Annotated in this window: 20 protein-coding genes and 1 tRNA gene; 6 read left to right on the forward strand and 15 right to left on the reverse strand. The window is 68.1% G+C overall.

Annotated features, from left to right (window positions below):
* Positions 1-118: 118 nt before the first annotated feature.
* Positions 119-1330 carry an MFS transporter gene (locus HGK58_RS00180; protein ID WP_168625554.1) on the forward strand — a complete coding sequence of 404 codons (1212 nt, stop codon included), beginning with the start codon at positions 119-121 and terminating at the stop codon, positions 1328-1330.
* 103 nt (positions 1331-1433) lie between these two features.
* On the opposite strand, the gene HGK58_RS00185 is transcribed toward HGK58_RS00180, so the two are convergent.
* Complete coding sequence (locus HGK58_RS00185) at positions 1434-2717, reverse strand: MFS transporter (protein WP_168625555.1); 1284 nt, start codon at positions 2715-2717, stop codon at positions 1434-1436.
* 62 nt (positions 2718-2779) lie between these two features.
* Complete coding sequence (locus tag HGK58_RS00190) at positions 2780-3565, reverse strand: alpha/beta hydrolase (RefSeq protein WP_168625556.1); 786 nt, start codon at positions 3563-3565, stop codon at positions 2780-2782.
* Between the two features lie 129 nt (positions 3566-3694).
* On the opposite strand from HGK58_RS00190, the gene HGK58_RS00195 reads away from it, so the two are divergent.
* Positions 3695-4573, forward strand: coding sequence for a DUF4349 domain-containing protein (locus tag HGK58_RS00195; RefSeq protein ID WP_168625557.1), 879 nt, complete (start codon positions 3695-3697; stop codon positions 4571-4573).
* On the opposite strand, the gene HGK58_RS00200 is transcribed toward HGK58_RS00195, so the two are convergent.
* The 11 genes from HGK58_RS00200 to HGK58_RS00250 form a co-directional block, all read right to left on the reverse strand.
* Positions 4570-4932 (reverse strand): hypothetical protein, encoded by a 363-nt coding sequence (locus tag HGK58_RS00200; protein ID WP_168625558.1) that lies wholly within the window; start codon positions 4930-4932, stop codon positions 4570-4572. The genes HGK58_RS00195 and HGK58_RS00200 overlap by 4 nt on opposite strands.
* A gap of 81 nt (positions 4933-5013) precedes the next feature.
* Positions 5014-5187, reverse strand: coding sequence for a CsbD family protein (locus tag HGK58_RS00205; RefSeq protein ID WP_168625559.1), 174 nt, complete (start codon positions 5185-5187; stop codon positions 5014-5016).
* Positions 5188-5301: 114 nt separating this feature from the next.
* Positions 5302-6675, reverse strand: coding sequence for an FAD-binding oxidoreductase (locus tag HGK58_RS00210; RefSeq protein WP_168625560.1), 1374 nt, complete (start codon positions 6673-6675; stop codon positions 5302-5304).
* A gap of 51 nt (positions 6676-6726) precedes the next feature.
* Positions 6727-7038 carry a thiamine-binding protein gene (locus HGK58_RS00215; protein ID WP_168625561.1) on the reverse strand — a complete coding sequence of 104 codons (312 nt, stop codon included), beginning with the start codon at positions 7036-7038 and terminating at the stop codon, positions 6727-6729.
* Positions 7039-7085: 47 nt separating this feature from the next.
* Complete coding sequence (locus HGK58_RS00220) at positions 7086-7559, reverse strand: TspO/MBR family protein (RefSeq protein WP_168625562.1); 474 nt, start codon at positions 7557-7559, stop codon at positions 7086-7088.
* Between the two features lie 3 nt (positions 7560-7562).
* On the reverse strand, positions 7563-7991 hold the full coding sequence (locus HGK58_RS00225; RefSeq protein ID WP_168625563.1) for a VOC family protein: 429 nt from the start codon (positions 7989-7991) through the stop codon (positions 7563-7565).
* A 93-nt stretch (positions 7992-8084) separates the two neighbouring features.
* The gene (locus HGK58_RS00230; RefSeq protein WP_168625564.1) at positions 8085-9398 is read right to left on the reverse strand and encodes an MFS transporter; all 1314 of its coding nucleotides are present in this window, start codon (positions 9396-9398) and stop codon (positions 8085-8087) included.
* An 81-nt stretch (positions 9399-9479) separates the two neighbouring features.
* Complete coding sequence (locus HGK58_RS00235) at positions 9480-10532, reverse strand: serine hydrolase domain-containing protein (RefSeq protein WP_210422561.1); 1053 nt, start codon at positions 10530-10532, stop codon at positions 9480-9482.
* Between the two features lie 33 nt (positions 10533-10565).
* Positions 10566-10775, reverse strand: a complete 210-nt coding sequence (locus tag HGK58_RS00240; RefSeq protein WP_168625565.1) for a hypothetical protein — start codon at positions 10773-10775, stop codon at positions 10566-10568.
* 232 nt (positions 10776-11007) lie between these two features.
* Positions 11008-11083 (reverse strand) — tRNA-Ala (locus tag HGK58_RS00245).
* A 54-nt stretch (positions 11084-11137) separates the two neighbouring features.
* Positions 11138-12034: a hypothetical protein gene (locus tag HGK58_RS00250; RefSeq protein WP_168625566.1), complete on the reverse strand. Its 897-nt coding sequence runs from the start codon at positions 12032-12034 to the stop codon at positions 11138-11140.
* A 245-nt stretch (positions 12035-12279) separates the two neighbouring features.
* On the opposite strand from HGK58_RS00250, the gene HGK58_RS00255 reads away from it, so the two are divergent.
* Positions 12280-13992 (forward strand): amidase, encoded by a 1713-nt coding sequence (locus HGK58_RS00255; protein WP_168625567.1) that lies wholly within the window; start codon positions 12280-12282, stop codon positions 13990-13992.
* Here the strand turns inward: HGK58_RS00255 and HGK58_RS00260 are convergent.
* Positions 13989-14636 (reverse strand): GNAT family protein, encoded by a 648-nt coding sequence (locus HGK58_RS00260; protein WP_168625568.1) that lies wholly within the window; start codon positions 14634-14636, stop codon positions 13989-13991. The genes HGK58_RS00255 and HGK58_RS00260 overlap by 4 nt on opposite strands.
* 4 nt (positions 14637-14640) lie before the next feature.
* Positions 14641-15534 carry a UTP--glucose-1-phosphate uridylyltransferase gene (locus HGK58_RS00265; protein WP_168625569.1) on the reverse strand — a complete coding sequence of 298 codons (894 nt, stop codon included), beginning with the start codon at positions 15532-15534 and terminating at the stop codon, positions 14641-14643.
* Positions 15535-15573: 39 nt separating this feature from the next.
* Here HGK58_RS00265 and HGK58_RS00270 point away from each other — a divergent pair, with 39 nt between their 5' ends.
* Genes HGK58_RS00270 through mscL form a run of 3 tightly spaced genes read left to right on the forward strand, consistent with a single transcriptional unit; the run spans position 15574 to position 16940 of the window.
* Positions 15574-16167 carry a 5-formyltetrahydrofolate cyclo-ligase gene (locus HGK58_RS00270; protein ID WP_168625570.1) on the forward strand — a complete coding sequence of 198 codons (594 nt, stop codon included), beginning with the start codon at positions 15574-15576 and terminating at the stop codon, positions 16165-16167.
* An 8-nt stretch (positions 16168-16175) separates the two neighbouring features.
* Entirely contained in the window at positions 16176-16484 is a 309-nt protein-coding gene (locus tag HGK58_RS00275; protein WP_168625571.1) for an FmdB family zinc ribbon protein, read from the forward strand.
* Positions 16485-16499: 15 nt separating this feature from the next.
* The gene (gene mscL, locus HGK58_RS00280; protein WP_210422562.1) at positions 16500-16940 is read left to right on the forward strand and encodes a large conductance mechanosensitive channel protein MscL; all 441 of its coding nucleotides are present in this window, start codon (positions 16500-16502) and stop codon (positions 16938-16940) included.
* Positions 16941-17026 lie beyond the last annotated feature (86 nt).

Raw genomic sequence — 17026 nt, forward strand, 5'->3', positions numbered from 1 at the left:
CGCCCTTCCCAGCGCCACGAAGGGCAGTTAGCGACCCCGCGCAGGACCGGGCCGCCGAACGCTGGAGTCCGGGTGCCGCGAGCGGCGTCGCGGTAGGCGCGAACTAGGATTGTGGATCGTGAGCGGCTACCTGAGTCTGTTGAGGACAAAGGGCGTCGCGCGGATCATGAGCGCGCAGCTTGTCGCACGTTTTCCGTCCGGGATGCTCGCGCTCGCGTTCCTGATCCACATCGAGAAGCTCACCGACTCGTACGGTTACGCGGGGCTCGTGCTGGCCGCGACGAGCATCGGCCAGGCGATCGCCGGACCGCTCACCAGCCGGTGGATGGGCCGCTGGGGCATGCGGCCGGTCATCACCATCGCGCTCGCGATCTCTGCGGCATCCGTTGCCGTCATCGCCTATGCGCCGATCCTGCCGGTGTGGCTCTACATGGTCGTCGGTTTCCTCGCCGGACTCAGCACGCCACCGATCCAGCCCGCGGTGCGCACCATCTACCCGAAGATGGTCAACTCCCGGCAACTCACGCCGCTGTTCTCCCTCGACGCATCCGCGCAGGAGATCATCTGGGTCATCGGCCCCGTCATCACAACGCTCATCGCCACCCAGATCAGCACCGAGATCGCCATCACCGTCGCGATCGTGTTCATGGTCGGCGGTGGCGCCTGGTTCCTGTCCTCGCCGGAGGTCGGGCGGGTGCGCATTCCGCGCAGCCGGCGCAGGCTGGGCGTTGTGCTGTCGCGTCCGCCGGTGCTGCTGGCGACGGCGACCGGCTTCCTGCTGATCGGCGCGTGCGCGGCGGCTGAAGCTGGCGTCGTTGCGACGTTCGGCGAAGGCGGGTGGGAATCCGGGGTCGTGCTGGCGATCTTCGCGGTCGGGTCGCTGTTCGGGGGTCTCGCGTTCGGTCACCTGCCGATCGGCCCGTGGGCGCTCGCACGCCGGATGTTCATTGTCTTCCTCGGCATGGCCCTCGCCGCGTTCGTGCTCGACTTCTGGTGGCTGTCCGTCACTCTCCTGATCGCGGGCATCGGCATCGCCCCCGCGCTCGCGGTGATGTTCGCGATCGTGTCGGCGAGCGTGAAATTCTCGGAGACCGCCGAGGCGTACGGATGGGTCGGCACCGGTCAGCTGATCGGCGCGGCCATCGGGTCGGCTGCCGCAGGGTTCATGATCGACGCGTTCGACGCGCACGGCGCCTTCTGGGTGGCGATCGCGTTCGGTTTCCTCGGGTTCCTCGTGCCGGTCATCTTCCGCGGCGCGCACCCGGACCTCCGCGACCGCGATCCGTCGCCACTGCCGGACACCGAGCCGGTGTCGACCATCCGCCCCTGACCGCTGCGCGTCGCCGGTCGCGAGCGCCGCGCAAATGTGCGAGCGCGCCCGCAATATCGGCGGCGCTCGCACATTCGGCGCGCACTCGCGGGAGGGCGGGCGGTCAGTCCTGCACCATCGGGTCGGTCGGGCCGGCCAGCGCCGCCTCGTCCCCGTTGTCGATGTCTTCGGGGTTCGGCAGCCCAGCCAGGAACCGGAAGAACACCACACACGCGATCGCCGTGCCGAGGCCACCGACGATGAACGGCAGGGTCAGGTCGATGCGTCCGATGAACCCGCCGATCACCGCCCCGATCGGCATGCTGCCCCACAGCAGGGTCCGCCAGGTGCCGTGCACCCGGCCGAGCAGCCGCCCAGGGATCACGCTCTGCCGCAGTGACATCACCAGAATGTTCCACGACGTAATCGTGGCGCTCGAGATCAGGAACCCGAGCCCCGCCGCCCACAGCGTCGGCACGAACCCGATGAGCGCCAACGCCAGCCCGGAGACCACCGCGCTCACCGCCATCACCGGCCCGGAGTTGAAGCGGGCCTTCAGCCGCGACGTCACCATCGATGCGACGACGCCGCCGACCGCGCCGCTCAGCATGAACACCCCGAACCACTCCTCCGGCAGCGCGAGGTAGTCGACGAGGTACAGCACGAAGCTCGCGGTCGCCGCCGACCCGCATAGCCCGAGGAAGGTGCTGAGCAGCAGCAGCTTCACGAGCATCGGATCCGACCGGATGAACCGGTACCCGTCCACATACTGCCGATACCAGGCGACGTGCGGCTCCCCCGCCGCATTGGCGTACTGGCGTCCGGATGCCGCCTTCGGCAGCGCGAACGCCAACCCGACGGCGAGCGCGAACACCGCGACGTTGGCGCCGAGCGGGATCAGCACGGAGATACCGAAGAACATTGCGGTGATCGGCCCGGCGAGGAAGTTCTGCACCACCAGCTCCGCACCCTCGATGCGGGAGTTCGCGCGCGGCAGGTTCGCCTTGCCGACGATGCTCGGCACGACCGCGCGGATGGCGCCGTCGTAGACCGTCTCGAAGGTGCCGTACAGGAACACGATGACGTAGATCCACCAGATGGTCAGTGCACCGTTCATCGTCAGCACGAACAGCGCGGCCGCGAGCAGCGTGCGCACGGTGTTCGCGACGCCGAGCGCCACCCGGCGGTCGATCCGGTCGATCAGGATGCCCGCCGGAATCGCGAAGAACAGCCACGGCAGCAGCACAAGCGCCGCGACCCCGGACACCAGCAGCGGGTCGCTGGTCACCTGCACCGCGAGCAGCGGGATCGCGGTGCGCGCAATTCCGTCTCCGAGACTGCTGGACAGGTTCGCGGTGAAGACATTTGTGAAGGCAGCCCCAAGGCCCTTCTTGGTGTCGGTCTGCAAGAGCGCCCTTTCCGGAGTCGGCTACGTCACGCTAAATCGTCTTATGCCTGCCCGCAAGGTGCTCAGCCGACCGCGGTGGCGACCACTCGCGCCAACCGCTTCCGCACCACGTGATCGTTCCCCTCGACCTTGTGCACGTTCACGTTGCGCAGCTGCTCCACGATCCTGAGCCCGGCGGGGGCCAGGAACGGGTCGAGGGTGCCGTAGATGACCTCGACCGGCACGGTCACGGATGCGAGGTCACTGATCGTGGTCTGCGATTCGATCGAATTCTCCAGGGACAGCACGAACGCGTCCCAGTTCTGTTCGGTCACCTCGAGCACGTTCTTGATCGGCGCGAGCTTGCCGATCCAGCCGGCGTTCCGGATCGTGAACTCCTTGTTGTTCCGCAGGTAGTCATAGATCTTCAGGAACAGCCCGAGCGCTGCACGCTCGACCGGGTCGGCCACCGCCTCCGGACGCACATAGACGGGAGGCGCGACGAGCACGAGTTTGGTGAGCCGCTTGCCCTGCTCGGCCGCGTACCGCGCGCCGATGAGGCTGCCCATCGAGTGGCCGACCAGCACGAACTTCTCGCGCAAGCGCAGCATCCGGATGGTCCGCTCGAGCGCGGCGACGTGTTCCTCGACCGTGTAGGTCGCGTCGGCGGGCGCCGGTGAGCCGCCGAAGCCCATCAGGTCGATCGAGATGACGCGGTGGCGGTCGGCGATGAGCGGCACCAGGAACTCGAAGGTTACCGACGACGACGCGATCCCGTGGATGAGGATGACGGGCGGGCCGCTGCCCACGTCGCCGGCGATGTGGAGCAACGGCGCGCGTCTGCCGCGCACCCAGTCCAGCAACCCCATGCCCTAAGTATTGCGGAGGTCGGTGGCGTCGCTGGACGCGAGTGCTGACGCGCGCGGCCGCCGCTGACGAGCAACTCGTGTCAAACGTTGGGTGGTGCACGGATGCCCAACGCCAATAGCGTGAACGCCATGAGGCGCATCCTGTTCACATCCGTGCTGCTCTTGGCTGGGCTCGGCCTCGCCGGGTGCACCGGCTCGATGTCCGGCAGCTTCGACGAGGGGGTCGTCTCCCCGGCCTCCCCGCCCATGCAGGGACCGATCACCGACTCGGAGTCGGGCGGCGACCTGCAGAGCGGCGGCGAGCAGATCATCGTCACCGGCAACGTGTCGATCACCGTCGAGTCGCCGATCGCCGCCGCAGACGAGACCGCGCGCATCGTGGACCAGGCCGGCGGCCACATCGCGAGCCGCACCGAGCGTGCCCCGGATGACCGCGCGCCGGGAAGCGCCCGGCTCGTCGTGCGCATCCCCACCGCCGAGCTCACCCCCACGCTCGATGACATCAAGGCGCTCGGCGAGGCGAACGAGACGAGCCTCGACGAGACCAACGTGTCGAGCCAGCTGAAGGACCTCGACGCGCGCATCGCCGCACTTCAGGCGTCGGTCGACCGGCTGATCGTGCTGATGGCGGGTGCCGACACCACGGCGGATCTCATCACCATCGAGCAGGCGCTCTCCGAGCGTCAGGCGAACCTGGAGAGCCTGCAGGCGCAGAAGCGCTCGCTCGACGACCAGGTGCAGTTGTCGACGATCACCATCTACTTCATCTCCGAGAAGGATGCGCCGGTTCAGCAGCCGGAGACGTTCCTCAGCGGCCTGATCGCCGGCTGGAACGCGTTCGTCGGCTTCTGGGCGACGATGCTGGTGTTCGTCGGTGTCGCAGCACCGTGGCTGATCTTCGTAGGTCTAGTCGCCGCGATCGTCCTCTGGGTGGTGCGCCGCAGCATCCGGAAGACGTCCAGCCAGGCACCACCGCCGACGACGCCCGCCAGCACTGACGCGTCCTAGTCGGCCTGACCCCAGCGGGGAGGCGCCGGCTCGGATCGTCCCGCGACGTCGTAGGGGCTGATCGCCTTGGGCGGGTCCTGTTCGCCGCTGAGTTCGCGCAGCCGCCCGATGGTGTCGCGCGCCTCGTCGACGACCGTGAGCAGCGCCGGGATCAGGGCAAGCAACCGCCCGACCCGCTCCGCGTCGGTGCTGCCATCCGCGTCGTAGATGATGCCCATCGCGTTGTCGCGGAGCACCGCAGCGCGGTCGAACAGGTCGCCCGAATCGCCGGCCCTCGCGACGGCGCTGGACGCGAGCAACTCGATCTCGCGACCGAGGTTCGCCAGTGCGTCATCCGGTTCGGGGGTTGTCTCAGCCACCATTCGATTATCCGCTCGCGCAGGATGCTCCGGACACGACGACACCCCGCCGACCCGAAGCGGCGGGGTGTCCAAGCGGGGTTAACCCTTAAACGCGTCCTTCACGTTCTCGCCCGCCTGTTTGAGGTTGGCCTTCGTCTGGTCACCCTTGCCTTCGGCCTCGAGGCGTTCATCATCGGTCATCTTGCCCGCTGCCTCTTTGGCCTTGCCTGCGACCTCTTCGGCCTTGTTCTTCATCTTGTCATCCGCACCCATGTCAACCTCCGGATATCGTCCGTGACGGGAGTTCGTCTCGATTAACCAAACTACTTAGGCGCCCTCGGATCGGGGGCAAAATCAGCGAATGCCCAGAAGAGTGACGACTCGCAATCAGCCGACGCTCACGGGCGCGATGTTGTGGTTGCGCCGGAACACGTTGTCGGGGTCGTACCGTGCCTTCACCCGCTGCAGCCGCTCCCAGGTAGCACCGGGGTAGACGTCGCGCACCCGCCGCGGCGGCTCGTGGCCGAAGAAGTTGAGGTAGGCGGCGTCGTCTTGCTTCAGCTCGTGCCAGAGTTCGTCCACCCAGTCCTCGAGTTCCGCCACCTCGCTGCCGTCGAAGGTGTACGCGGCGAAGTTGGCCAGCAGGCGGCGCCCGCGGTGCGCGTACGCCGTCGCATCCACCGGTATCCGGTCGATGGCTCCCCCGAGCACCCGGATGCCGGCGCTCGCCATCGGGGCGGTGGCCGATCGCAGGTGGTCGACGACGAACTGCGCCTGCTCGAGGGTCAGCGCCTCGAGGAACATGGTGCGAGCGGAGCCGACCGGGTGGATGTCCAGAGCCTGCTCGGGGATCAGCGCCGCATACGGCATCTCGGCGACCTGCTCGATCAGCGGCTCGGCGATGGCGCGCACCGGCGCAAGTGCCGCTTCAGCCGATTCGGGATCACCGACGTAGGCGACGTTGAGCATGATGACGAGCTTGCCGTGCACCGCCTCGGGGAGGAACGGCATCGGCGGCGCGACCATCGAGTTCACCATCAGGGTCAGCTCTTCGGGTGCATTGGCGGCGTAGTCGACGACGGCCGCGAGCGCTTCGGCGCTGCCGGGGAGCACGATCATGCCGCCGGTCAGCGTTGGCAGGTCCCAGAGGCGGAACTTGAACCGGGTGACGACACCGAAGTTGCCACCGCCACCGCGGATGGCCCAGAACAGGTCAGGGTGGTTGTGCTCATCGGCCACCACGAGTTCGCCGTCGGCGGTGACCACCTCGGCGGCGAGCACGTTGTCGATGGTGAGACCGTGTACCCGGCTGAGGTAGCCGAGACCTCCGCCCAGGGTGATGCCGCCGATGCCGACGTCACCGATGTCGCCGAAGCCGGTGGCGAGACCGAGCTCCCCGACCGCCTGGGTGTATTCACGCACCGTCATGCCGGTCTCAGCCCAGGCGGTGCGCTCCTCGGCGTCGATGCTGAGCGCCTTCATCCCGGACAGGTCGAGCACGATCCCGCCGTCGCACAGCGCGAACCGGTCAGAGCTGTGCCCGCCGCTGCGGATCGCGAGCTCGACCCCGGTGGGGGCGACGAGCCGCACGGTGGATGCCACGTCATCCGGTGTCTGCGCGAGCACCACGGCGGCGGGGCGGATCGGCTCGCCGCCGTAGAACACGACGAGAGCCGCCGCGTACCGCTCGTCCTCGGCGGTGACGACCGCGTCGCCGAGAGTGGCTCGCAGCCGTTCGATCAGTTCGGTGGTGTCGGGCATGGGCTGGGCCTCTCAGTGGGGTTCTGCAGTTGCATCGACCGCCGACATGGCTTATTCCTGCTCGGCGAGCGCCTTCTCGAGCCGCTCCACCTTCGCGGAGAGCTCGCCCTCGCGGGGCTCGGTGCGGATGTCGGCTTTCAGCACGAGCGAGATCCGGGAGCCGAACGGCGCGACCGCCTCGGTCGCCCGCTTGATGACCTCGAAGACCTCGTCCCATTCGCCCTCGATGGTCGTGAACATCGAGTCGGTCTGGTTGGGCAGCCCCGAGGAGCGCACGATGCGCACCGCGGCGGCGACAGCGTCGTGCACCGAGCCATCCGTGCGCCCGGTTCCGCTCGGCGCTACGGAGAATGCGACCAGCATGGTTCCTCCTGGGGTCGTCTACGCGATGACTGTACTCCGCGCATCCGTCATCGATTGAGCGCACGGATGCGCGCGGTCAGCACCGTCGCGAAGGCGCACCACACGGCGTACGGCGCGAGTGCCAAGCCGAACGTCGGCTTCGCGGCACCCGCACGTCGCGCCAGGTCGGTGCTGCTGGCGGCCAATGCCGCAGCCACCCCGACGGACAGCGGCAGGTTGTGGAAGCGGAAGAACGCCCACGACCACCCCGCGTTCAGCGCGAGGTTCACCGCCATCGCGGTGAGGTAGCTCTCGCGCTGCTGGTCGGTCTGCTCGGGATCATCCAGCGCGGCGGCCGAGGTGAAGGCGATGTCGGCGTAGAGCGAGGTCCAGACGACCGGGAACACCTCGGGCGGCGGCTGGAAGCTCGGCTTCCGCAGCCGCCGATACCAACGGCTGCGGACCCCGTTGCTGGCAACAGAGCCGAGCAGGGCAGCCGCAGCGGTTGCCGTGCCGGTGATGGCGAGCGCCCGGAGATACATGGGCTACTGCTGTTGCTGCTCCGCGCCGGCGATGTTGATCATCCAGCTCACCCCGAACTTGTCCTGCAGCATCCCGAACGCGTCGCCCCAGGGCGCCACTTCGAGCGGCATCGTGATCGTCCCGCCATCAGCCAGCCTGTCCCAGTAGCCACGAAGCGTTCCGTCGTCCTGATTGGCGCCACTCAGCGAGACGGAGAAGTTGTTGCCGGGGGTGTACTCCATGGCGTTGGGGCTGTCGGCTGCCATCAGCACCAGGTCCGTCGACCTGAGCTGGGCGTGCATGATCTTGTCCTTCTCGGTGATGTCCTCGCTCGCCTGGTACTCCTCATAAGTACTCATGTCGAGCGAGCCGCCGAACACGTCGTGGTAGAACTCCATCGCCTGGCGCGCGTTGTCGCGAAAGTTCAGATACGGGTTGAGGGTGACAGCCATCATCGTCTCCTAGTCGGGTGGAGGGTCGTCTGACGATTATTTACCCGGACTGCCGACATCCGCGTCCCCCTCCCAGAGGACTTGCAGGATGAATCAGTCGGCGGATGCCTGGGCGACGGTCTCCGGCGCGGCGGCGGCGGCCGACCCGGCCGCCATGGCGCGCCGGCCGGCGGGAACTGTGATGGCGATCACGACGACGACGAGCATGATCAGTCCGGCGGCGACGAGCAACGACTCGACACTGAAGACGTCGGCCAACGGGCCGAGCACGCTCATCCCGAGCGGCATCGCTACCGCCATGACGATGCCGACGAACCCGAACACCCGACCCTGCTTCTCCGGCTCCACCTTCTCCTGGATGAGCGTCATCGACGGCGTGGAGAAGTACGGAACCGCGAGCCCGAACGCGAACATGAACGCCGAGAACACCCAGAAGTTGGTGCTGAGACCCAGCGCGAGGGTCACCACGGCGAACAAGAGCGAGGTGACCACGATCATCGCGACCCGGTTCTTCGCGCCGGCCCAGATGGCAATGAGCACCCCGGCGATCAGCATCCCGATGCTGAAAGCGAGTTCGACGACGGCGAGCATCCAGACATCGTCCCCGAAGCTGCGCGCCACCATGAGCGGGGTCAGCGACGACGGCGCGGCGGCCAGCACGAAGACGATCGCGAACAGCACCAGCAGCCACCGGATGAAGGTGTGGCTGGCGATGTAGCGCACGCCTTCGACGAGGTCGGTGAAGTACGGCACGTGCTCGTCGCTGGCGCGACGGATGGTCGCCACCGGCACCAGCAAAAGCAGCCCGATGCCGATCACGGCGGTGACGACGTCGATGAAAAAGATGCCGATGATCGACAGGTTGGCGTAGACCAGCGCGGCCACGGCGGGCGTGATGAGCATCATCGCGGACTGGATCGACCCGTTGATGCCGTTGACCCGCATCAGGTGTTCGGTCGGGGTGATCTGCGGGATGAGCGCAGACACGGCCGGCATCTGGATGCCGGCTCCGGCCGAGCGGATGGCGAGGGTCAGGTAGATGAGCCACAGCCCGTCGTAGCCGGCGAGCAGGAAGATGGCGAGCGCGAGCGTGGAGACGGCGATGGCGGAGTCGGCGACGACGATGAGGAACTTGCGGTTCATCCGGTCGGCCCACACGCCGCCGAAGATGGAGACGATCGCCTGCGGCAGGAAGCCGAAGATTGCGGCGAGCGCCAGCACCAGACCGGACTGGGTCAGCAGGGTGAGGTGCCACATGATGGCGTACTGCACCAGCATGGAGCCGAACAGCGAGACCGTCTGGCCGCCCAGGAAGACTGCGACGTTGCGCTTCCAGCGCGCGGGTGCCGGGTCCCCGACGACGGTGTGCTCGACTGTGGGCGTCGCGCCGGCGGCGGCGTCAGACATAGCTGTCTCCTGGTGCGTGAGAAAAAGGGGAGCGGATCAGAATACACCGGCGCGGGCTGCCGTGTCAGCTTTTCCTCGCGCTCAGCGGAGGGCGTTCACGAGAGTTGCCATCAGCCGGTAAGGCAGGCTGCGGTTCTTCACCTGGTTGACCGTGCCGCACAGGTAGAGGTCGAGGTCTGGTACGCGGTAGAGCACGCTCCCGGATGCGCCGGAGTGCCCGATCATCGCGGGCACTGGCGCGAACGGCGAGAGGATGCGCGGCAGCGCGAACCGCATGATGCCGATGCCGTACTCGAGTGGGGTGAAGACGGTGCGCCAGGTGGCGGTGAGCTCGTCGATGTACTCGACCGGGAAGAGGTCGCCGGTCAGGAACGCCCGTAGGAATTCAATGCCGTCGTCGGTGGTCGACACGATGGAGCCGTCCGGTCCGAACGAGGCCATCGCCTGCGGCCGGGGCAGCGGCGCGCGGCCGTTGAGGAAGGAGGACACTGTGTCGGCGCGGTCGAGCGTTGACTCGGTGAACAGGTAGGTGTCGTCGAGGCCGAGCCGGCGGATGACGCGCTCGTCGACCCCAGCCTCGTAGCTTCCGGCGGTGACTGTCTCGATCACCTTGCCGAGCAGCTGGAAGTTGGTGTCCGAATACAGCGCCTTGCCCGGCGTGCCGGGCGCGAACGGGGCGGGCAGCTGGCGGGAGGTGCCGACTGCGTCATCGAAGCTCCAGCGAACGTCGTCGCGCAGCATCCGGGCCATGACGCTTTCCCCGCCCTTCGGCGCGCCCTCGAAGTAGTCGGGGATGCCGGAGGTGTGCGACAGCAGGTGGCCGATGGTGATGTCGGCGGCGCGGTCGATGCCGCCGAAGGTGTTGAGCCCGGCGAGCGTGTCGGCGCCGAGGATGTCGGCGGCCGGGGTGTCGAAGGTCAGGTCGCCGCTCGCGCGCAGTTGCAGCACGATGGCGGTGGTGTAGAGCTTGGTGACGCTCGCGATGAAGTACTGCTTGGGCTCTCCGAACGACCACTCGAGGCCGGTGCTCGGCTGGGTGATGCGGAGCTGCAGCTCGTGCACGTCGCTGCGCTGCGCGAACCGCTCGGCGATGCGGTCGAGCTTGGCGGTGACGTCGGACTGCAACTGCTGCATGGGATCAACCTAAGGGCCGAGGGTTAACAAATCTCACGGGCCCGAAAGAACGGTCACCCAATACTCGCGATCGTCGCCGAGGCCAAGGTCGCAGTCGACACCGGATGCCTGAACGGTCAGCAGAGTCTCAGCGCTTCCGTCACCACCGGGCTCGATGACGGTGACCTCTAGCGGCGATGGCAGACACTCAGCCGACGAGCATCCGGTGAGACCTGCTCCCAGCACGAGCGCCAGTGCGCTCACCGCTGCTCCACGCCTTACGGCCCCGAGACGACTCACGCTCGCGACCGGACAACAGCACCAAGAGCCGCCACGACGGCGGCCGCGCCTCCGATCACCCAGACCTGTGTCGCGTGGCCGCCCAGTGCACTGCGGCAGTCCTCGATCGCCGCGCCTACCTGTTGCACAGGGTTGAACATCGATCCGCACCTGGCGAGATACGTTTCGATCCCGCCCAATCGGCGAGTGAAGAATTTGGTGGAGCTAAGGGGATTCGAACCCCTGACCTTCTCATTGCGAACGAGACGCGCTACCAACTGCGCCATAGCCCCAAATACTGCGTAGCTACGTTACCACCTCGCGCGGCGCCGTCACCAACGCGGCGACTAGCCGACCGCGCGACGCCGGCTGAGGATCGCGTCGAGGTCCGCCACCGGCGCATCCGCCGTCTCGACGATGCCCATGCTCGCGAACCGGCTCTTCGGCGCGGATGCCGCGGGCCGGTCGATGCGCGTCACCTTCGGCGACGCCTGCGCCTCACGCAGCGCGCGCTCCGACGCGACGATCGCGTCCTGCAGCGACTCGGCCGGCTCGAGCGGCATGCGGATCGGCTCCGGACGGTGGGTCAGGTATAGCGGCTTCGGAAGCGGCACCGGCGTCCAGCCGCGGTCCTGCTGCGGCTCCGCCACCGGCGGCGCCGACTTGGTGCGGACGGGCTGGCTTACCTGGCGCGCTCCGCGCAGGCGCTGCGCCCTGGCGCGCGCCACCGCCGCCATCTGGTTCAGCATCGCCACGGCACCCACTGCCACGGCGACCGCCGAGCCGAGCACGAGCCAGTTCCCGGCGAGCGCCGGAGCGACACCGACCAAGGCCGTGATCAGCGAGACGAACAGCACGAGCGTCGTCAGCCCACGATTTCGGCGCAGCCGACGAGCGGATGCCCGGTCACGCGCCAGCTGGTCCGCACCGGATGCCGCCGCGCTGGCCCGCAGCTCGGCGGCCAGCCGCTCGGCCTCCGCCGCGCGTCGCGCTTCCGCGGCCGCCTCGGCGGCACGCAACACCTTCTGATGGTGAGCGACCGTGCGCGCGGTGGACTCGGCGCGCACCGCATCCGGAATCTCCGCCGTCTCGGCGAGAATCCGCAACGTCTGCTGCAACCGCACCGCATTGCGCTCGGTCGACAGGTACTCGCGGCGACGCAGCCAGGTCGGCACCAGATAGACGAACCAGAGCACGGCGGCGACCGCAATCGCAACACTCGAGCCGAGTCCGTCAAAGTTCATGGCGTTAACCGTACGAGTGCGGGGCCCCGGTCTAAGGTTCGGCGCGCCGATGCAATGCGCGCCACGCCGTGTGTCCGCTGAGAAACGCGCTGTTTTCGGACATCCGCGGCAGGTGCGCCGGGCGCGGATGTCCGGACCCCGCGCGGATGGACGCAGCGGGAGCGGATGCGGCGCGAGGGATCCCGACAGGCTCGACACCGAAAAGGCGACCACCACGAGCGGCAAGAACGGTAGGCTCCGGCGACATGGCCCGCATCCCGCTCGTCGAAACGCCGATCGGCACGCTGGCCCGCGCCCTCGAGTCGGGCGACCTCACCGCGGTCGATCTCGTGAATGGCTATCTCGACCGCATCGCCGCATTCGATGCCGCCGGGCCGCGGCTCAACGCGGTCGTCGTGCTGAGTCCGGATGCGATCGCCGAGGCCGCAGCATCGGATGCGCGTCGGGTGCGGGGCGAATCGCGCGGCCCGCTCGATGGCATCCCGTACGTCGCGAAGGACTCGTTCATGGTGCGCGGCCTGACCGTCGCATCCGGCTCCCCCGCCTTCGCCGACCTCATCGCCCAGCACGACGCGTTCACGATCGAACGGCTGCGCGCGGCCGGAGCGATCTGCCTCGGGCTCACCAACATGCCGCCGATGGCCAACGGCGGCATGCAACGCGGACTGTACGGCCGGGCCGAGAGCCCGTACAGCGCCGACTGGCTGACTGCGCCGTTCGGCTCGGGCTCCTCCAACGGTTCCGGCACCGCCACCGCCGCCGCGTTCGCGGCATTCGCGCTCGGCGAGGAGACCTGGTCGAGCGGTCGCGGCCCGGCCTCTAACAACGGGCTGTGCGCCTACACGCCCTCGCGCGGCGTGATCTCGGTGCGCGGCAACTGGCCGCTCGTCCCCACCATGGACGTCGTCGTGCCGTACACCCGCACCATGGACGAGCTGCTGCTGGTGCTCGAGACGGTCGTCGCCGACGACCCGCAGACACGCGGCGACTTCTGGCGCGTCCAGCCGTGGGTGACGATCCCGCGGGCGTCGGATGTGCGGCCCGCCTTCTACCCTGACCTCGCCGTCCCGGATGCTTTGCGCGGCGCGCGGCTGGGCATCCCGCGCATGTACATCGGCGGTGAGCCCGACAGCGACGACCCGATCGCCACTCGCCCGAGCGTCATCGCCCAGTGGGAGAAGGCCCGCCGTGACCTGGAGGCCGGGGGCGCCGAGGTGATCGAGGTCGACTTCCCGGTGGTGACGAACTATGAGTCCCGCGGGCGGGCCGACGATCGCAGCATGGTCGCGCGCGGCCTCGTCCCGCCGACCTTCGCCGAGCACGAGCTGTGGGAGCTGTCGATGTGGGGCTGGGACGAGTTCCTGCAGGCCAACGGCGACCCGCACCTGAACCGGCTGGTCGATGTCGTGCCCGAACTCATCGAACCGGTCCCGCCGGGCGCGCTGCCCGGCCGGTACGAGGACCATCTCAGCCGGTTCGCCCCGGACGACGTCGACCTCGCCCAATATGTGCACCGCGCCCGCCGCGACGGCATCCCGGCGCTGGCCGACATCCCGGACATCGCCGCCGGCATCCGCGGCCTGGAGCAGACCCGGCGCATCGACTTCGAGGACTGGCTGGACGAGTTGGCGCTCGACGCGGTCGTGTTCCCGGCGGTCGCCGACGTCGGACCGGCGGACGCCGACATCAACCCGGCATCGGCCGAGCTCGCGTGGCGCAACGGCACCTGGGTCGCCAACGGCAACCTCGTCCCCCGGCACCTGGGCATCCCGACCGTGCAGGTCCCGATGGGGCTGATGGCCGACATCCGGATGCCGATCGGCCTCACCTTCGCCGGCCGCGCGTACGACGACAGTCGGCTGCTCACCCTCGGCTGGGCGTTCGAGCGAGCTGCGAACCGCCCCGGCTCAGCGATCGGCGCCACCCGCGAGGCCCCGCCGCGCACGCCGGAGCTCTAGTCCGCGACGTGATCCACTGCGGCTGCCCGCAGGTCGGCATCCGGCACGTGTGCGGCATCCGCCGGCGCCTTCCCGTTCAGCCAGCGGCTGAGCACCCCGGTCGGCACCTCTTCCGAGACGAGTGCGAAGCAGAAGTGATCGCGCCAGTCGCCGTCGATGTGGATGTAGCGCCGCCGCAGCCCCTCATAGCGGAAGCCGAGCTTCCGCACGACCCGCAGGGACGGCTCGTTCTCCGGCCGGATGCAGATCTCGATGCGGTGCAGTCCTAGTTGGAAGAAGCAGTAATCGGTCGCGAGCGCCACCGAGGTGGGCGTCACCGCCTTGCCCGCGAACTTCTCCGACACCCAGTACCCGATCGTCGCGGACGACACCGACCCCCACTGGATCGACGACACGTTCAGCTGCCCGGCGAAGTGCCCGTCGTACTCCATCACGAACGGCAGGCCCAGCCCGGCACGCGCGTGGGCGAGCAGGTTCCGGATGCTGCCGCGCACGTCGAAACTGCCGACGCCGTGCGGGCTGGTCGCCTCCCACCTGCGCAGCCAGCCGCGGTTGTCGAGCAACTCCCGCTCCAACCGGCGCGCGTCGCGCAGCCGGATCGGCCGAATCGTGATCGGCCCCTCTGACAGAGTCGGGATGCTCACCGCACTATTCCAGCGTCGCCGCGAATTCCTTCAGCCAGGGGCGCAACTCGTTGCCGAGGTCGTCCCTGTCGGCCGCGAGCTGCACGATGGCCTTGATGTAGGAGAGCCTATCTCCGGTGTCATAACGGCGACCCCGGAAGACAACGCCGTAGACGCCGCCCGCGATCGACCGGTCCTCAGCGAGCTTCTCGAGCGCATCCGTCAGCTGGATCTCGCCGCCCTTGCCCGGCTCGAGGCGGTCCAGTATGTCGAAGATCTCCGGCTGCAGCACGTAACGGCCGATGATGGCGTAATTGGAGAGTTGCTCCCCCGGTGCCGGCTTCTCGACCATGCCGGTGACGCACACGACGTCCTCGTCGTCGGTCGGCTCCACGGTCGCGATTCCGTATAGCGACGCGAGCTCGGGCTCGACCTCGAGCAGCGCGACGATCGTCGCGCCCCGCTGCTGCTCGACCTCGAGCATCCGGGGCAGGATTGCGTCGCGCTCGTCGATCAGGTCGTCACCGAGAAGCACCGCGAACGGCTCGTTGCCGACGTGCATCCGCGCGCGCAGCACCGCGTGGCCCAGGCCGAGCGGGTCGCCCTGGCGCACGTAGTGCACATCGGCGAGCTCGCTGGAGTAGTTGACCTTCTGCAGGCGCACCATGTCGCCCTTGCGCTCGAGAGTGGCCTCGAGTTCGCCGACGCGGTCGAAGTGGTTCTCGAGGGCGCCCTTGTTGCGTCCGGTGATCATGAGCACATCGTGGATTCCGGCGGCGACCGCCTCCTCGACTACGTACTGGATCGCGGGCTTGTCGACCACTGGGAGCATCTCTTTCGGCATGGCCTTGGTCGCGGGGAGGAATCTGGTGCCGAGTCCGGCGGCCGGGATGACGGCCTTCGTGATCTGAGATGCCATGTGGGACAGGTTACCGTTGAGCCTGCCTAAACTAGCTGTATGACGGGTGACGAGAGCCACCGCAAGCGCGCACTGCGGGCGGACCTGCGAGCCAGGCGACGGGCGCTCACCTCCTCCGAGCTGGAGCACGCGACATCCGGAATCAACGAGCAGCTGATCGCGCTGACCGAGTCGGTCGGCGCGACCTCGGTCTCCGGATACCTGCCGACGCAGGACGAGCCCAACATCCGCCCCTGGTTGGATTGGGCGCGCGAGCGCGGCATCCGGGTTCTCATTCCGCTGTCACGCGACGACGGGCTGCTCGACTGGACCGACTACGGCGACGAGGAGGTCGAAGGAATGTTCGGCATGCCGGAGCCGGTCGGTGAGCTGCTCGGACCGATAGCCATCAACGACGTCGACCTGATCATCGTTCCCGCTGCCGCGATCGACCGCACCGGGATGCGGCTCGGCTGGGGCCGCGGCTACTTCGACCGCACGCTCGGTTCGATGGAGAAGTGCCCGCCGGTTTATGCTGTGGTCTTCGACAACGAACTGGTCGACTCGGTTCCCACCGAGCTCCACGACAAGGCGGTTGACGGGGTCGTCACCCCCAGCGCTACCACGACGTTCAAGCAGACAACACCACGATAGAAGCCGCAATGCCCACGTATTCCTACCGTTGCACCGAGTGCGAGAACGCCTTCGACATCCAGCAGGCGTTCACCGACGATTCCCTGAGCGTCTGCCCGCAGTGCGGCGGCGTGCTGCGAAAGGTATTCAGCGCGGTCGGCGTGACCTTCAACGGGTCCGGGTTCTACCGCACCGACTCGCGCAAGGGCCCGGAGTCTGGGAAGTCGGATGCCGCGAAGTCCGGCAGCTCGGAGGGGTCGAGCACCCCGGCGGCGTCCACCTCGAGCCCGAGCACCACCAGCAGCAGCAGCCCTGCAGCAAGCAGCGCAGCCAGCTAGCGCCGGAGGGCCGGCATGCGAACGAGGGGGAATGACGTGGTGAAGGGCTTCAAAGAGTTCATCATGCGCGGCAATGTCATCGACCTTGCCGTCGCGGTCGTCATCGGCACTGCCTTCACCGCGCTGGTGAACGCTCTGGTCGAAGGCGTCTTGAACCCGGCGCTCGGTGCGCTGTTCAACTCTGAGAGCCTGAGTAAGACCCTTATCGTCGAGATCCCGTCGCTTGCCGACGACGAGCCCGCGAGGCTCCTGTTCGGCGCGCTCATTGGTGCGCTCATCCAGTTCCTGCTGGTCGCGGCTGCCGTCTATTTCGCGCTCGTGTTGCCGATGAACAAGCTGCGGGAGCGGTCCGAAGCGCGGCGGAGTGCGGGTGCTCCCGAGAAGGAGGAGCCGCCGACGGAGCTGGACGTGCTGCAGCAGATCCGCGACCTGCTCGCCGAGCGCGAGAGCCGCTGACCCGCCCGCTGGCTGAACCCAGGGGTCGCAAACGGGCCTTCATTGCGCCAGGAAGGCCCCTTTCAGACCCCTCGAGGAACATCGGG

Source organism: Cryobacterium sp. BB307 (assembly GCF_012274275.1).
Taxonomy (GTDB): domain Bacteria; phylum Actinomycetota; class Actinomycetes; order Actinomycetales; family Microbacteriaceae; genus Terrimesophilobacter.

Coding starts and splice junctions, on each gene's coding strand:
- HGK58_RS00190 (WP_168625556.1), bottom strand. CDS start 3,565: ATGGGGTTGCTGGACTGGGTGCGCGGCAGACGCGCGCCGTTGCTCCAC.
- HGK58_RS00195 (WP_168625557.1), top strand. CDS start 3,695: ATGAGGCGCATCCTGTTCACATCCGTGCTGCTCTTGGCTGGGCTCGGC.
- HGK58_RS00205 (WP_168625559.1), bottom strand. CDS start 5,187: ATGGGTGCGGATGACAAGATGAAGAACAAGGCCGAAGAGGTCGCAGGC.
- HGK58_RS00210 (WP_168625560.1), bottom strand. CDS start 6,675: ATGCCCGACACCACCGAACTGATCGAACGGCTGCGAGCCACTCTCGGC.
- HGK58_RS00215 (WP_168625561.1), bottom strand. CDS start 7,038: ATGCTGGTCGCATTCTCCGTAGCGCCGAGCGGAACCGGGCGCACGGAT.
- HGK58_RS00220 (WP_168625562.1), bottom strand. CDS start 7,559: ATGTATCTCCGGGCGCTCGCCATCACCGGCACGGCAACCGCTGCGGCT.
- HGK58_RS00225 (WP_168625563.1), bottom strand. CDS start 7,991: ATGGCTGTCACCCTCAACCCGTATCTGAACTTTCGCGACAACGCGCGC.
- HGK58_RS00230 (WP_168625564.1), bottom strand. CDS start 9,398: ATGTCTGACGCCGCCGCCGGCGCGACGCCCACAGTCGAGCACACCGTC.
- HGK58_RS00235 (WP_210422561.1), bottom strand. CDS start 10,532: ATGCAGCAGTTGCAGTCCGACGTCACCGCCAAGCTCGACCGCATCGCC.
- HGK58_RS00250 (WP_168625566.1), bottom strand. CDS start 12,034: ATGAACTTTGACGGACTCGGCTCGAGTGTTGCGATTGCGGTCGCCGCC.
- HGK58_RS00255 (WP_168625567.1), top strand. CDS start 12,280: ATGGCCCGCATCCCGCTCGTCGAAACGCCGATCGGCACGCTGGCCCGC.
- HGK58_RS00265 (WP_168625569.1), bottom strand. CDS start 15,534: ATGGCATCTCAGATCACGAAGGCCGTCATCCCGGCCGCCGGACTCGGC.
- HGK58_RS00270 (WP_168625570.1), top strand. CDS start 15,574: ATGACGGGTGACGAGAGCCACCGCAAGCGCGCACTGCGGGCGGACCTG.
- HGK58_RS00275 (WP_168625571.1), top strand. CDS start 16,176: ATGCCCACGTATTCCTACCGTTGCACCGAGTGCGAGAACGCCTTCGAC.
- mscL (WP_210422562.1), top strand. CDS start 16,500: ATGCGAACGAGGGGGAATGACGTGGTGAAGGGCTTCAAAGAGTTCATC.